This is a genomic window from Mycobacterium sp. (assembly GCF_032162105.1).
Taxonomy (GTDB): domain Bacteria; phylum Actinomycetota; class Actinomycetes; order Mycobacteriales; family Mycobacteriaceae; genus Mycobacterium.
In genome coordinates this window covers 1-12,956 of sequence record NZ_JAVRPS010000628.1, presented here as the reverse complement: position 1 = coordinate 12,956, position 12,956 = coordinate 1, and the positions used below count along the sequence as shown (strand labels likewise).

Below are 12,956 nucleotides of genomic sequence, written 5' to 3'. Positions count from 1 at the left end.
CACGCTGACGGCGGTGATCGGCCCATCCGGCTCGGGCAAGTCCACGCTGTCCCGAGTGATCGCCGGAGCCACGCGGCCGACCAGTGGCGCCGTGTCATTCGACGGGCACGACCTCCATGCCGGATACGCGTTGCTGCGCAGCCGGATCGGCATGGTGCCGCAAGACGACGTCGTGCATCAGCGGCTCACCGTCAATCAAGTACTGGGCTTCGCCGCAGAACTGCGCATGCCGCAGGACACCACCGAGGCCGATCGACGGCAGGTGATCGCGCAGGTGCTCGAGGAACTCGAAATGACGCCGCACGCCGAAACGCGGGTGGACAAGCTGTCTGGTGGGCAGCGCAAGCGCGTGTCGGTCGCTCTCGAACTGTTGACCGGTCCATCGCTACTCGTGCTCGACGAGCCAACGACGGGGCTGGATCCCGCGCTGGACCGGCAGGTGATGGCGATGCTGCGCCAGCTTGCCGACGCCGGCCGCGTGATCGTGGTGGTCACGCATTCGTTGACGTTCCTCGACGTGTGCGACCAGGTGGTGCTGCTCGCCCCCGGCGGCAAGACCGCATTCTGCGGACCACCCCATGAAATCGGACCGGCGATGGGCGCCACCGACTGGGCCGACATCTTCGACGGCCTCTGCGCCGATCCCGACGGGGCCCAACAACGATTTCACGACCGCACCGGGCAACCGGTCGAGGTGCCCGTCCAGGTCGCAACCGAGAAGCCCGTCGACGGGGCCAAGCCGGCGCACGCGGGCCTTTGGCGCCAAGTCTCGACGATTGCACGCCGCCAGGTGGCGCTCATCGCCGCCGACCGCCGCTACCTGGTGCTTCTGGCGTTGCTGCCGCTCATCGTCGGTCTGCTGCCACTCACCGTCGGCGGCCACGCCGGCTTCGGCACGCCCGCCGCCGACGGTTCCGCGCCGTTCGAGGCGAAGCAGCTCGTGGCGTTGTTGAACTTCGGCGCCATCTTGATGGGAATGACGCTGACCGTCCGCGACCTGGTCGGCGAACGCGCCATCTTCCGCCGCGAGCGAGCCGTCGGGCTGTCGGCGTCGGCGTATCTGTTGGCGAAGGTCGGTGTGTTCGGCACGATTGCGGTGATTCAGTCGGCGCTGCTGGTGCTGATCGTCACGGCGCCCACGATCGGCAAGCGGGCGCCGTCGAGCGCGGCGGTGCTGGGCAGCCCGATGTTGGAGTTGTTCGTCGGTGTCGCGGCAACGTGCGTGGTGGCGACAATCCTCGGCCTGGCGGTGTCGGCGGTCGCGAAGACCAGCGATCAGGTCATCCCGCTGCTGGCGGCGGCGCTCACGTTGCAGCTCGTGCTCGCGGGCGGCTTCATTCCGGTGACGGGCCGGGCGGCGCTCGACCCGATCTCCTGGCTCACCCCCGCGCGGTGGGGCTTCGCGGCGACGGCGTCGACGGTTGATCTGAGCAATCTGGTGGTGGGTATCGCGCAGGATTCGCACTGGCAGCACACCGCATCCGCGTGGCTCTTCGACATCGCGATGCTCGCGGTGCTGTCCATCGCCTTCGCGGGGTTCGTGCGTTGGAGGATCCGGCTCACGGGTGCCACCCGCGTTTAGGACCACGCGGAGAGCACCGCCGACAGGCCCACGGTGAAGATGACGGCCGCGATCATCAAGTAGACGCCATAACGCCGTCGCAGCACGGGATGCAACAGGCTTGACAGTAGCCACACCACGAGTCCCACCATCGAGATGCGCAGTCCACGCTCCAGCAGCGTCCAGCCGGCCAGGTTCCACAGGTCGATGTGGTGTTCACCGGCGGCGCGGGCATACACCTTGACGGGGATGCCCGACAACGCTTGATGCAGGATCGCGCTCGGCCCGGCGGTCAGCTGGTCGAAGGCCGTCGCCGCCATCCGCGGGGTAGTCAGCGGTGCGGGCAAGTAGACACCGCGCGACGCGAGCCCGGCGGTGGTCAGTACGCCGAGCACAGAGCCGGCGATCACCGCTGCGGCCCATGTCATCACGCGGCGCGGGACGGCGGCGGCGAACAGTATCAACGCCATCTCGGCGACGATGAACCAGCTCAGCGCCTCGGCGAAACCCCACACGAACGCCAGCAACAGGCCGTAAGGACTAGCGACGAGACGGGCGATCGCCGACCAGACACGTGATTGGCGCTCGGTCTGATCGCTCATCCGAGGAGGTACGCCAACGGGAGAACCAATAGCAGCGAGTCGATCCGGTCGAGCAGGCCGCCGAAGCCGGGCAGCCACTCGCCGGCATCCTTGACCTGGGCCTGCCGCTTCAGCATCGACTCCAGGAGGTCGCCGAACAGGCCGCCGATGGCGACCGCGATGAGCAGCCCGATCGATATGGTGCCCAGCAATGTCAGGACGAGAAACGCCCCGATGATCGCGCCGACCACTCCGCCGATCGTCTTGTTCGGGCTCAACGGAGTGAACGTCTTGCGCGCCCAACCGAAGCGGCGCAACCCCTTTCCGCCGCACCAGGCGGCGACGTCGGTGGCGGCCACGGCGAAGAACAGCACGAACGCCTCCGACGACAACACCACAAGCAGCGCCAAGGACCAGCAGATCCACACCGAGCCGAAGGCGGTGAAAGCGGTTCGCCTTGAGCCATTTTCGACGTCACCGCTGAGCACTGACGGCAGCGCGCAGAGCAGCACCAGGACCGGTGCGAACGTCAAGAGCGATGGGCGCAGCCACGCTGCCAACGGATAGAGCACGGCCAGGCCCAGTAGCAAGCCGGTGTCGAATCTGCTCAGTTTCACCAGCCGCGCGAACTCGATCACCGCGACCATGGCCAGTGCGGCGGCCAGCACCGCGGTGGCGCCCTTGCCGATCCAGAACGGGATGCCGACGACCGTGGCGATCAGCACCCACGTCGTCCACTTCTGGATCAACTCCCGCTTGCGTGACACGAGCACCGCGATACCGCCGATCGCCAGGATCGACACCGTGACCCACATGTAGAACACGGATCGGCCGTACAGGTGAACGTGGAGAGGACCCCAATCGACGTCGAGGGCCAACCGCCGGTCGAGGTGAAGCAACCACAGGTACTGGTCGACGACCATCAGCAGCCTCCAGACAATCTGCGGTTCAGGACAAGATAAGCCGTACTGCCAGATCCAGGAACGGTTTATCGTGAGTCGGTGGAGGGGACGCCATTTGGCCGCTACCAGCTGATCGAGTTACTGGGCCGTGGCGGGATGGGCGAGGTGTGGCGCGCCCACGACACCGCCATCGACCGGGTGGTGGCCTTGAAGATGCTGCTACCGCACTTCGCGAAGGACCCCGACTTCGAGAAGCGGTTCCGCCGCGAAGCCCGTGCCGCCGCGCGCCTGGACGATCCCCACGTGGTGCCGATCCATGACGTCGGGGAGATCGACGGTCGGCTATACGTCACGATGCGGCTGATCAACGGCGTGGACCTGCAGACCCTGTTGGACGCCGGGCCGTTGGACCCCGGACGCGCGGTGTACGTCATCGAGCAGGTCGCCTCGGCGCTGCACAGCGCCCATCAGGCCGGGCTGGTGCACCGCGACGTCAAACCGTCCAACATCCTGCTGGCTCACAACGACTTCGCCTACCTCATCGACTTCGGCATTGCCCGCGCCACTGGTGAAACCGGGCTCACCTCAGTCGGTTCCACGCTCGGCACGTGGTCTTACATGGCTCCGGAGCGTTTCGGCGACGGGGAAATCGGACCCAGCTGCGACGTGTACGCGCTGGCCTGCGTGCTCTACCAATGCCTGACCGGCGAACTGCCCTTCCCCGGTACGACGCTCGAGCAGATCGCGGTGGGCCACATGGTCATGCCCCCGCCAAGACCCTCGGAGGAGCGCACAACCGTCCCGACGGCGTTGGACGAGGTGATCGCCACCGGCCTGGCCAAACAACCCACCGACCGCTACGGGAGCACTGTCGAGATGGCCGCCGCGGCGCGACATGCCATCGACGACCCGACGAGTCAGAGCAGCCCGGGTCTGCCGGTCACGCCCGACCCAGCGCAGACCCAGCGACGCCGAGCCAACATCGGCGAGTCACCGACCGCGGCCACGGGGTTCACGCCCCCTCCGCCATCCCCACTAGGACCGACGGAGCCCATCCCGAAGCGACGGCGCCGTCGTGTGCTGATCGGCGCCCTGGCGGCCGTCGTGCTGCTGGTCGTCGCCGGTGTCGTCGCGGCAGTGCAGTTCACACAGGACCCGGCCTCGACCGCGCCGACCAGTACCGCCACCGCGCCAGCCGGCATGGCTCCCTTCACCGGGATCTACCGGGCCGACTACAGCGCGACCACCCACATGGATGGCGACCAACCAGACGAAGGCTCGTCGCCGATGACGGCCAGGTGGGGAGTGCGGTCGGTGTGTCGCCCCGACGGGTGCGTGGCGACGGCGTTGCGGCTGAGCGGCGAAGGCCCTGCGGTGTCGAGCCTGGTGTTCGACGAGGTCGACGGACGCTGGGTGGCCGTAGGACTCGGCTCGGATCAATGCCACAACGCACCCGTCGAAGTCTGGGACGTGTTCACCCTGCAACCACGTCCCGACGGCACCCTCACCGGCGAGTTCAGCGGGACCAGCAGCGACGGCTGCTCGGGAAAGGGCACCGTCACCTTCGCCCGCACCGGAAGCCTCGAGGACAACACCGTGCCCGACCCGGCCGCGCTACCGCCACGGGTGACGTCGCCTGCCGAAGCGTTGCGCGGCCACTATCACCTCACGCGCAACTTCACGAACGGCTCCCCACAACAGGATTTGCTCTATTCCGTCACTACCGACTGCCTTCGCACCGGCGCTCGGTGCATGAGCTACTTCCATGCGCCTTCGGATTTCCGACCGCTGGTATTCAGCGACGGGAAGTGGGTCTCCGAGCTCGAGTTCGACGGTAAGTGTCCGGCCCCCGGCGGCCCGACGCACCTGAAGTACACCGCGGAGTTTCCGCTGCCCCAACCACCAGAGGATCCGATCACGAAGCTCATCGGGCACGGCCGCCAGGAACAGACCGGGACCTGCGCAGCCGACACGGCGGTCACCGAAACATTCACGCGCACCGGCGATTAGTGGCTGCGGCCCGAGATCATGCCCCGAGCAGTCCCTTCGCGATGTGGGTGACCTGAACCTCGTTGCTTCCTGCGTAGATCATCAGCGACTTCGCGTCGCGGGCAGGCTGTTCCACCCGGTACTCGGTCATGTAGCCGTTCCCACCGAACAGCTGGACGGCCTCCATCGCGACATCGGCGGCCGCCTCGGACGAGTAGAGCTTGATCGCCGACGCTTCGGCCAGCGAGAGCTCCTTACCCGCATTCGAGCACTCGATGGCACGGAACACCATGTTCTGCACGTTGATCCGGGCGATCTCCATCTTCGCCAGCTTCAGCTGGATCAGCTGGAGCTCCGCGATCGGCTTGCCCCACAGGATGCGCGACTTCGCGTACTCGATCGACAGACGTTGGCACTCCTCGATGATGCCGAGCGACATCGCGCCGACACCGACCCGCTCGAAGGTGAAGTTTGCGCGGGCACTCGCCCGGCCGTCGCCCTCCTTGTTCTCCTCGGTCTCGCCGAGCAGCCGATCCTTGCCGAGGCGCACGTTGTCGAAGAACAGCTCGCCGGTCGGTGAGGAGTGCATGCCCATCTTGTTGAACGGCTTGGACTGGGTCAGCCCCTCCATGCCCTTGTCGAGCACGAAGGTCAGCACCGGGCGGGACCGCAGATCGGTGGCGCTGCCGTCGTCGAGCTTCGCGTACACGACGAGCGTGTCGGCGTAGGGCCCGTTGGTGATGAACGTCTTGTGCCCCTTGAGGAGATAGTCCTCGCCGTCGCGCTTGACCGTGGTCTTCATGCCGCCGAATGCGTCCGAGCCCGCGTCGGGCTCGGTGATCGCCCACGCCCCGACCTTGTCGAAGGTCAAGAGGTCCAGCACCCAGCGTTCCTTCTGTGCGGTGGTGCCGCGGTTCATGATGGTCATCGCCGCGAGACTGAGGCTCACTGCGGCTGCCGCCGAGATACCCATCGAGACCTTGCAGATCTCGCTGAAGGCCACCATCGCCATCGATATCGGCAGCTGGCTGCCGCCACTGGACGTCGTCTTCTTGGCGGGCGGTTCGTCTCGTGCGGCCAGCGCAGCTGCCTTGGCCTTTTCCTTCTCGAGCTGTTTGACGAAGGCTTCGCGGGCCATCTCGTCGATGCCGAAGGCGGAGACTAACTTCCGGATGATGTCGTAGGGCGGAAGATCGCCATGTTCGAGCTCATCGACGTGCGGGCGGATCTCCTTGTCGACGAATTCCTTGATGCTGTCCCGGATCAACAGGTCGGTCTCGGACCACTCGATCATGGCGTACTCCTTTGTACGAGAGAGGATGTAGCTAGTTGGGCAGGCGATCGGCGATGTCGTCGATCAGCCACGGTCCGTCCGTCTCGATGGTCCGCACGTCGTGCCAACCCGCCAGGGTGGAGATCGCACCGCCCTGCACGGCGAAGATCTGGCCGGTGAGCGGACACTTCTCGGTCGCCAGGTAGGCGACCACCGGGGAGATGTTCGCCGGGCTGAAGTAGTCGAACTCGCCCTCCTCGACTTCGGCGGCGAACACCGCCCCCATACCCGGGGTGGCCAGGGTGAGCCGGGTCCGGGCGATCGGCGCGATCGCGTTCACCCGGACGCCGTAGCGCTCGAGCTCTTCGGCAGCGACCAAGGTCAGTGCCGCAATGCCTGCCTTGGCGGCGCCGTAGTTGGTCTGACCGGCCTGCGGCACGGTGATCCCCGACGCGGACGCGGTGTTGATCACGGCGGCGATGGGCTGATTGCCGGCCTTGGACTGCGCCTTCCAGTACGCGGCCGCGTGGTGGAGCACCGCGGCATGCCCCTTGAGGTGCACGGTGAGAACCGCATCCCACTGTGACTCCTCCATCGTGGCGATGAAGTTGTCCCGCAGAATGCCTGCGTTGTTCACCACGACGTCCAACTGACCGAACTCGCTGACCGCCTGCTCGACGAGTGCTTGCGCGCCCGCCCAGGTGGCGACGTTGTCGGTGTTGGCGACGGCTTTGCCGCCCGCGGTGATGATCTCGTTCACGACGTCCTGCGCGGGGCCGGCGTCGGACCCTTCACCGGAGTTGCTGCCTCCAAGGTCGTTGACGACGACCGAGGCGCCTTCCCGCGCGAACAACAGTGCGTGCTCGCGGCCGATGCCACGTCCTGCACCAGTGATGACGGCAACCCGTCCTTCCAGAACTCCCATGTCGATTCCTAATCTCTGATTTCGGCGAGACCGTCGGTGATGACGAATTCGTCGCCGCGCGCGGTCTCGAAGGCGTAGGTCGTGACGCCGTTCTCGGACTTCACCTTCCAGATGCGGGTCTCCAGGTCGTCGCCAGGAATCACCATCTTGGAGAATCGCACCGCAAACCGCTTGAGCCGGTTCACATCCGAACCGCCGACTTCGGTGAGCACCGCCCACGAGGTGAACGCCATGGTGCACAGTCCGTGCCCGATGATGCCAGGCAGGCCGGCGTCCTTGGCGATGTCCTCGTCGAGGTGGATCGGCATCGGATCACCCGCGGCCGGTGCATACCGGAACGTCTGATCCTCGTCGAAGTGCTGGACGAACTTCGCTACCGGCGCCTGCTCGCGCAGAGCGGGGTCGAACTTGTGGCTCGGGCTCAGCTCGCCGATCTTCTTGCCTGCGTTGAACCCGCGGACGAACGTGGTGACGTATTGCTCGTTGACCAGTTCGCCGTCCTCGGTTCGGCACTCGAGCACGATCGTTGCGCGGGTGCCGTTGTCGAGGCCTTCGTAACCGGTCATCTTGCCGCGGGAGACCAGCTTGTCCCCCGGCTTGATCGCCCGGCAGAAGTGGAAGTCCTGCTCGCCGTGGACGACCCGCGGGATCAGCTCGACCGGCATCACGTCGACAGCCGGGATCAGCAATGACTCGAACACCGGGACGATGGCGAACACCGGGTTAGCGACATCACCGTTGCGGTGCGCCGCGATCGGGTCGTTGGTGGCCTCCGCGTACTCGACGAGCCGGTCCCTGGTGACCTCGAATGTCTCCTCGTCGGACCAGACGTCCAAGCCTGCGTCATCGAATTCCAGCTCCTCGGCCATGGTCACGACGCCGCGGTGGCAAGGTTGTCGAGTTGCTCGACGGACTTGTCGAGCTGCTTGCCGAAGCCCTTCTCGACGGCCTTGCCGAGCGCTCCCTTGATCAGTGCGCCCTCGAAGTCGCCGACCACCGAAAACTGAGTGCCCACATCGGCAGGCTCGACGATGAAGGAGAACTCCACCTTCACACCGGCCATACCGGTGCCGGCCATCGTGATCTTCTTGCCGTCGTCGTATTCGACGATGTTCCATTCGAGCTTGTTGGCCATGCCGAGCATCTCGATCTTCTCGACCAGGCGGGCGCCCTCGCTGAGTGCGGCAGGCGGCTCTTCGAGCCAACCCGTATGGACGGTGAACCACTTCTCCCACGTCTGCGGGTCAGCGATGACGGCCCACACCGCATCGGGGGTGGATGTCAGGGTCTTGGTTGCCTCGACGTGTCCCATGTGAATGACTCCTCATTGAGTGTTGTCGGCATTACCTGTAATTCAGAGAGCTACTAGCGCTCGGCCCGCTGGTAGGCGGTGACGACGGCGGCGCCACCGAGGCCGATGTTGTGCTGCAGGGCGGCGGTCACGCCGTCGACCTGACGCTTGTCCGCGGTGCCGCGCAGCTGCCAGGTCAGTTCGGCGCACTGTGCCAAACCTGTTGCACCCAAAGGATGGCCCTTGGAGATGAGGCCTCCGGAGGGGTTCACCACCCAACGACCGCCATAGGTGGTGTCGTCGTTGTCGAGCAGCTTGCCCGCTTCGCCTTCACCGCAGAGGCCGAGCGCTTCGTAGGTCAGCAGCTCGTTGGCCGAGAAGCAGTCGTGCAGCTCGATGACCTGGAAGTCCTCCGGGCCGAGACCGGACTGCTCGTACACCGCGCGAGCCGCCTGAACGTTCATGTCGTAGCCGACGATGTTCTTCGCGGTGCCGTCGAAGCTGGATTCGAAGTCCGTCGTCAGCGCCTGCCCGACGATCTCGATGGCTCGTGCAGCGAGACCGTGCTTTTCGACGAATGCCTCGCTGGCCAGGATCGCCGCGCCGGAGCCATCCGAGGTGGGCGAGCACTGCAGCCGGGTGATCCCCGACGGCGGGTAGATCATCTTGGCTTCTTTGATCTCGTCGAGCGTGTACGACTGTTGGAACTGCGCGTACGGATTGTTGACCGAGTGCTCGTGGTTCTTGTAGCCGATCTTGGCGAAGTGCTCGGTGGTGGTGCCCCACTTGTCCATGTGCTCTTTGCCTGCGGCACCGAACAGCCAGGATGCGGGCGGGAAGACGACCTCGGAGATCTGGGCCATCTTGTCGAAGTGGATGGCCATCGGCTGTTCACGGTCGTCGTACGTCGTGCCGAGCGAACCGGGCTGCATCTTCTCGAAGCCGAGCGCGATCGTGCAGTCCGCCAGCCCGCCCTTGATGGCACGGGCGGCGAGGTACAGCGCCGTGGAACCGGTGGAACAGTTGTTGTTGACGTTGACGACCGGGATGCCGGTCATGCCCAACTCGTACACCGCGCGCTGGCCCGAGGTGGATTCGCCGTAGACGTACCCGACGTAGGCCTCCTGGACCTCGCGGTAGTCGATGCCGGCATCCGCGAGTGCCTTGGTACCCGACTCGCGGGCCATGTCCGGGTAGTCCCAGTCCCTGCTGCCCGGCTTCTCGAACTTCGTCATCCCCACGCCGATGACATAGACCTTGTTCGCCATTGAACACCTCCTATTGCGACGTCCGATGCGGCCGTCATGCGCCGTAGGACGATTCGGTCCGTTGGGCATCTCGCCGCCCCGTTCATAAACAAACATACCAGCCGGATTGTAAATTACCCCCCCGAGCAGCTTGGCGGTTCCTGCGACCCGTTGGTTGGCCCCGTCGGGTTCAGACGCTCTGCATGGCGGTCAGGCCGATCGAATGCAGCATCGGCATGGCCCGATCCCACTGCCGCCGCGCCCGAAGGAGATCCCGTTCGACGAAGTTGGAGAGCAGGATCCCGCGAATGGTGTCCATCGCGGTGTAGATGAACGAAACGAGCTCGCGCCCGGGCTCCCGACCGGGAAAGCCTTGTGCAAGGGCACTGAGAAGGTTGGACGAGACGACGGGTTCGAACTTCGCCAACTCTTGCCCGAGCGCCGAATCTGAGCGTCCCGCTACCCAAAGTTCAACGGTCGCAATGAATAATGGACCTTGATGGACGTCCCACAGCAACTCGAGAATGCGCCCGACTGGGTCATCCGTCGAATCGACCGTACCCATTCCGCGGATCACGGCCTCGGCCCTCTTCGCCGCAAGGTGATGTATCGCGCTGATCACCAACTCCGTCTTCGACTGGAAGTGATGCAGCTGCGCCCCCCTGCTGACCCCCGCCCGGCGCGCAACGCGAAGCGTCGTCGTGCCGGAGTATCCGTATTCGACGAGGCAGTCAATGGTCGCGTCGAGCAGCCGCAGTCGCATGTCGGCGCTGCGCTGCTCCTGCGTCCGGCGCGGCTCCGATCGGCGGTGCGAATCAGCTGTGGGCATGGCCCATCGTAGCGCTCCGTGCCGTCAGGATTGTTTGTTGATACCCCCGGAGCAGATCTCCGGCCTCTGCACGCGTCGGGCGGCCATCAACCGGAGAGCGAACCGATCCCCGTCCTTCCGCGCCGCTAGTGATGGCGTTGGCCTCATAGCAATCCGAGCAGTTGCAGGTTGGTGACGTACTTGACCACGATCGGCGCCGAGACATGCGGAATGTCTTTGTCGGGGCCGATTTTCGCTTCGCGCACCGCGGAACGGAACCGGTCGGTCGGCGCGATGGTTCCGCGGATCGGCTTTTCGGGGTGTCGGTAGTTGTGCAGCAGCGGCAGTAGCGAGGCTTGGCGCTGATGTTCTGGCAGGGCGCGCAGTGTGGTCTCGAACCTCTGCAACCACGCGCCGTAGTCCGCAATGCGATGGATCGAGTACCCAGCCTCGATCAACCAGTCGACGTACTCGTCGAGTCCAATGCCGTCGTCGTAAGGGTTCATCACGTGGTAGGTCGCGAACCCAGCCACGGCATCGTTCCCCGAGTCGCTTCGCTCCTGCCCGCCGAACCGTTCGCCAAGCGTCGCGATCGCCTCGGCGATGAAATCGACTGGCAGCCCGTCATAGTGCGCGCGTGCCCGGTTTCCGTCGGCGTCGAGTTCATAGAACGAGGCCGGCGCGATACCGGTGGCGACCAGGCTGAGCATCAACCGGGTGAACATGTCGGGCACGTTGAGCTGACCGACGTACTTGGTGTCCGCGAGGATCATGTCGCAACGGAAGACGGTGACCGGCAGGCCGCACAGGTCGTGGGCTTCGCGCAGTAGCACCTCGCCGGCCCACTTGCTGTTCGAGTAGCCGTTGGCGTAGCCGTCGTCGACGCTGCGGGTCGGGCCGATGACCCGGATGTCGGCGTCCTCGGTGAACGCCGACGGCGGCTCGATTCCCTCGCATACGCCGATCGTCGACACATAGGCGATCGGTTTGAGCTTGGTGGTGAGCGCGACGCGGATCAGCTCGGCGGTGCCCACGACGTTGGGCCCGAAGAGCTGGCTGTAGGGCAGAACGTGATTGACCAGCGCGGCGGGATCGACGATCAGATCGACCGTGTCGGCCAACCGCTGCCAGGTAGGCTGATCCAGGCCGAGGTTCGCCTCCCCCTTGTCGCCGGCGATGACCTCCAAATGCTCGGCGGCCAGTTCCCGGTAGTGCCGTAGCAGCTCGGGATCGCCGCTGTCGAAGGTGGTGTCCAGGCGCGCACGGGCATCCTCGTTGGACTTGGCCCGCACCAGGCAGATCACTTTGCCGCCAACCAGGTCCATCCGCTGCAGCCACTCCAGCGCAAGGTAGCGGCCGAGGAAACCCGTTGCGCCGGTGAGCAATACGGTGCGTACCTCGGCGCTGGGCCCGGGCAACGACGGCGCGGCGGCCAACGTCGCCGCGCCGATGAACTCGTCCAGTGTGAGGTCACTGGCGTGTACCTCGGTGGCGCCGCGGCCGTGAACGGTCGCGAAGGTGGGCCGCTGCGCACCTGACGTCCGTTCCGCCTCGACGTAATCGGCGATCACTCGCAGATCGGTCGCCGGGCTCACGATCACACCCACCGGCACGTCGATGTCGAAGATCTCGTGCAGCAGGTTGGCGAATGTCAACGCCGACAGGGAGTCTCCGCCCAGGTCGGTGAAGTGCGCGTCAGGCTGTAGATCGACGGCTGCCGCGCTCAGCAGTGCGCCGGCGGCCCGGATGACGGTGTCCAGTACCGGCCGCTCTGCGCCGCCCTGGCGTAGCGCCCGCAGTTCGTTGGTCTGGCCCTCGGCGAGGTCGGTGTACAGCTGCTCGAGACGCTCACCGTAGTGCTCCTTGAGCTTCGGTCGCGCGACCTTGCGGATACCGGTGAGCAGGCCGTTCTCCAGTGTGAACGGTGTTGTCTCGACGATGAAGTCGCGCGGAATCTCATAGGATTGCAAACTGGCTGATTTCGCCAGCTCCTGCAGCGAGTCGCCGATGAGCGGCTTGAGCGACTCGAGATCGCCGCCGCAGCGGGCCAGCGTGTCCCCGGTCGGCACGACGACGGCCAGCAGGTAGGAACGAGCGCTGTTGCCGTAGACGTAGATCTGCCGAATCAGCGGGCTGTCACCGAATACTGCCTCCAACTTCGAGACCGTGACGAACTCGCCCTGTGAGAGTTTCAGTACGTTGTTGCGGCGGTCGAGGTATACGAGCCGATCGGGACCGACTTGGGCCACGATGTCCCCGGTTCGGTAGTAGCCGTCCGGGTCGAACACCTCAGCGGTGACCTTGGGCCGCTTGTAGTAGCCGGGGAACAAGTTGTCCGTTTTCACGACGAGCTCGCCTCTGGGGTGCGGTTGATCGGTG

11 protein-coding genes are annotated in these 12,956 nt (G+C 65.5%); 2 read left to right on the top strand and 9 right to left on the bottom strand.

What is annotated here, in order from left to right:
* Window positions 1–1,582 (top strand): ATP-binding cassette domain-containing protein (locus QOC69_RS31880; protein ID WP_526446494.1); only part of this gene is annotated, 1,582 nt, incomplete at its 5' end.
* On the opposite strand, the gene QOC69_RS31875 is transcribed toward QOC69_RS31880, so the two are convergent.
* Together QOC69_RS31875 and QOC69_RS31870 are read right to left on the bottom strand one after the other, a co-directional pair.
* Complete coding sequence (locus QOC69_RS31875) at window positions 1,579–2,163, bottom strand: hypothetical protein (protein WP_526446493.1); 585 nt, start codon at window positions 2,161–2,163, stop codon at window positions 1,579–1,581. The two genes, QOC69_RS31880 and QOC69_RS31875, sit on opposite strands and share 4 nt — an antisense overlap.
* Complete coding sequence (locus tag QOC69_RS31870) at window positions 2,160–3,065, bottom strand: phosphatidate cytidylyltransferase (protein WP_526446492.1); 906 nt, start codon at window positions 3,063–3,065, stop codon at window positions 2,160–2,162. The genes QOC69_RS31875 and QOC69_RS31870 overlap by 4 nt, the downstream gene beginning before the upstream one ends.
* A gap of 78 nt (window positions 3,066–3,143) precedes the next feature.
* Between QOC69_RS31870 and QOC69_RS31865 the strand changes: the two genes are divergently transcribed.
* Entirely contained in the window at window positions 3,144–5,054 is a 1,911-nt protein-coding gene (locus QOC69_RS31865; RefSeq protein ID WP_526446491.1) for a serine/threonine-protein kinase, read from the top strand.
* Window positions 5,055–5,070: 16 nt separating this feature from the next.
* Here QOC69_RS31865 and QOC69_RS31860 read toward each other — a convergent pair whose 3' ends face one another.
* The 7 genes from QOC69_RS31860 to car all read right to left on the bottom strand — a co-directional run.
* Window positions 5,071–6,327 (bottom strand): acyl-CoA dehydrogenase family protein, encoded by a 1,257-nt coding sequence (locus QOC69_RS31860; RefSeq protein ID WP_526446490.1) that lies wholly within the window; start codon window positions 6,325–6,327, stop codon window positions 5,071–5,073.
* 31 nt (window positions 6,328–6,358) lie between these two features.
* Window positions 6,359–7,231 carry an SDR family oxidoreductase gene (locus QOC69_RS31855; RefSeq protein ID WP_526446489.1) on the bottom strand — a complete coding sequence of 291 codons (873 nt, stop codon included), beginning with the start codon at window positions 7,229–7,231 and terminating at the stop codon, window positions 6,359–6,361.
* A gap of 8 nt (window positions 7,232–7,239) precedes the next feature.
* Entirely contained in the window at window positions 7,240–8,100 is an 861-nt protein-coding gene (locus QOC69_RS31850; RefSeq protein ID WP_526446495.1) for a MaoC/PaaZ C-terminal domain-containing protein, read from the bottom strand.
* A 2-nt stretch (window positions 8,101–8,102) separates the two neighbouring features.
* Entirely contained in the window at window positions 8,103–8,543 is a 441-nt protein-coding gene (locus QOC69_RS31845) for a type II toxin-antitoxin system Rv0910 family toxin (RefSeq protein ID WP_526446488.1), read from the bottom strand.
* A gap of 53 nt (window positions 8,544–8,596) precedes the next feature.
* On the bottom strand, window positions 8,597–9,790 hold the full coding sequence (locus QOC69_RS31840) for a thiolase family protein (protein WP_526446487.1): 1,194 nt from the start codon (window positions 9,788–9,790) through the stop codon (window positions 8,597–8,599).
* A 169-nt stretch (window positions 9,791–9,959) separates the two neighbouring features.
* Window positions 9,960–10,598 carry a TetR/AcrR family transcriptional regulator gene (locus tag QOC69_RS31835; RefSeq protein WP_526446486.1) on the bottom strand — a complete coding sequence of 213 codons (639 nt, stop codon included), beginning with the start codon at window positions 10,596–10,598 and terminating at the stop codon, window positions 9,960–9,962.
* Between the two features lie 143 nt (window positions 10,599–10,741).
* Window positions 10,742–12,956, bottom strand: a 2,215-nt coding sequence (car, locus tag QOC69_RS31830) for a carboxylic acid reductase (RefSeq protein WP_526446485.1), incomplete at its 5' end; no start/stop codon positions are given.

Bases quoted from the DNA above. Each gene is read 5' to 3' on its own strand.
- QOC69_RS31875 (WP_526446493.1), bottom strand. From the start codon at position 2,163: ATGAGCGATCAGACCGAGCGCCAATCACGTGTCTGGTCGGCGATCGCC.
- QOC69_RS31870 (WP_526446492.1), bottom strand. From the start codon at position 3,065: ATGGTCGTCGACCAGTACCTGTGGTTGCTTCACCTCGACCGGCGGTTG.
- QOC69_RS31860 (WP_526446490.1), bottom strand. From the start codon at position 6,327: ATGATCGAGTGGTCCGAGACCGACCTGTTGATCCGGGACAGCATCAAG.
- QOC69_RS31855 (WP_526446489.1), bottom strand. From the start codon at position 7,231: ATGGGAGTTCTGGAAGGACGGGTTGCCGTCATCACTGGTGCAGGACGT.
- QOC69_RS31850 (WP_526446495.1), bottom strand. From the start codon at position 8,100: ATGGCCGAGGAGCTGGAATTCGATGACGCAGGCTTGGACGTCTGGTCC.
- QOC69_RS31845 (WP_526446488.1), bottom strand. From the start codon at position 8,543: ATGGGACACGTCGAGGCAACCAAGACCCTGACATCCACCCCCGATGCG.
- QOC69_RS31840 (WP_526446487.1), bottom strand. From the start codon at position 9,790: ATGGCGAACAAGGTCTATGTCATCGGCGTGGGGATGACGAAGTTCGAG.
- QOC69_RS31835 (WP_526446486.1), bottom strand. From the start codon at position 10,598: ATGCCCACAGCTGATTCGCACCGCCGATCGGAGCCGCGCCGGACGCAG.